Here is a 1,226-nt window from a genome sequence, read left to right on the forward strand (position 1 = left end):
ATACCTGCCTTATATTTAAATAATATCGGTTCCTGCTATAAGTGATAGCGTATTTTCCTAAATATATCTTCATATTTCTTTCCTTATATTTCTCACATAATAAGACAACACTGACTTAGCGCTGAATGTCATCTGATGCTCAGACATAATTAATTTGAATCGCTGTGTATATTTATCGAGAATGGCTGTGACTGCTTTGTCATCGTATTTCGATAGTTGAGTGAGTTCATTTAAGCATTCCCTTGCTATTGCTCTGCGTCCGTTTTCAAGAGCTTGGTCATTCATCTAGATTAGATTTAGAATCAGTTATTTTCATTTTTATGATTCCATATCAAATCAGCTAGTTTGCTGCAAGATAAGTAACATGCTTCCGCTGATATTATTATTTGTTGCAATTTTTCTATATTCTTTTCCGTAATATTGATATGTTGATAAGTTACACCTTCTACATCTACTATACTTATTTCAAAAATATCAATTTTGGAATCATTCTTTATGACGTGAATTTTAAAATCAAAATGTTCAGTTCCCAGTTTTGCAAATCTTTTTCCGATATTCCACGCGTCAATTATCGTGAATTCAAATTGTTTCATATCACATGTTAACATAATCAAATGTCCTCTAATTCCCACTCATATTTCAACAAGAGTTTCTTTCCAGTCCATTTCTTCTAAATCAACTACAGCAATAATTTCGTCTCGAAATGACGGGGAATCAGAATCCCACCTCTCATAACAATTAAATTCAGTGCGCGGAAGCATGTTGCATGCAAATACTAATCCAGACTCATCCGTTGCTATAAATTTAGTCCAATGAGGGGCTGATAATTCAATGCCAAAGTAGTTAACCTTAATTGGCTTTATTAAGCTGATTAGTTTCATGATGATGTAATCTCATTTAATATATTTAAACCAATTTGAATTAATTGGCTTTTATCAACTGTTGTGAATATACAGCGGGGTTTGATAAACGGACGCCATATTAATAGCAAGCTTCCTTTTGTATTTCCTTTTTTCTCCTTTCCGTTGCCGGCATTAATAAATGAAATTCTGCCTGCCGTTATTAATCTGACTTCATCAACTGTTTCCATTGCCAATTTAAACCAGCCGACCGAAGTGTCGGCTGGGACTAACATAACGACCGGCTGTGATTGCCTCCTGCTTTGTTCTGCCGCCTTAATAACCCACGGAGATATATCGCTATACGGCGGGTTACAATATATTGCT

At 34.8% G+C, this 1,226-nt stretch carries 3 protein-coding genes; all 3 read right to left on the bottom strand.

Going from position 1 to position 1,226, the window contains the following annotated elements; all coding sequences use genetic code 11:
* Nucleotides 1-302 precede the first annotated feature (302 nt).
* On the bottom strand, nt 303-608 hold the full coding sequence (locus tag AACQ83_RS24095; protein WP_112886969.1) for a hypothetical protein: 306 nt from the start codon (nt 606-608) through the stop codon (nt 303-305).
* Between the two features lie 24 nt (nt 609-632).
* Nucleotides 633-881, bottom strand: a complete 249-nt coding sequence (locus AACQ83_RS24100; RefSeq protein WP_112886970.1) for a hypothetical protein — start codon at nt 879-881, stop codon at nt 633-635.
* The coding region (locus AACQ83_RS24105) for a phage N-6-adenine-methyltransferase (protein WP_112879916.1) at nt 878-1,226 on the bottom strand (349 nt) is incomplete at its 5' end. The genes AACQ83_RS24105 and AACQ83_RS24100, both read right to left, overlap by 4 nt.

Origin of the sequence: Photorhabdus sp. S10-54, assembly GCF_963878145.1 — a bacterium.
Lineage (GTDB): Bacteria > Pseudomonadota > Gammaproteobacteria > Enterobacterales > Enterobacteriaceae > Photorhabdus > Photorhabdus kayaii.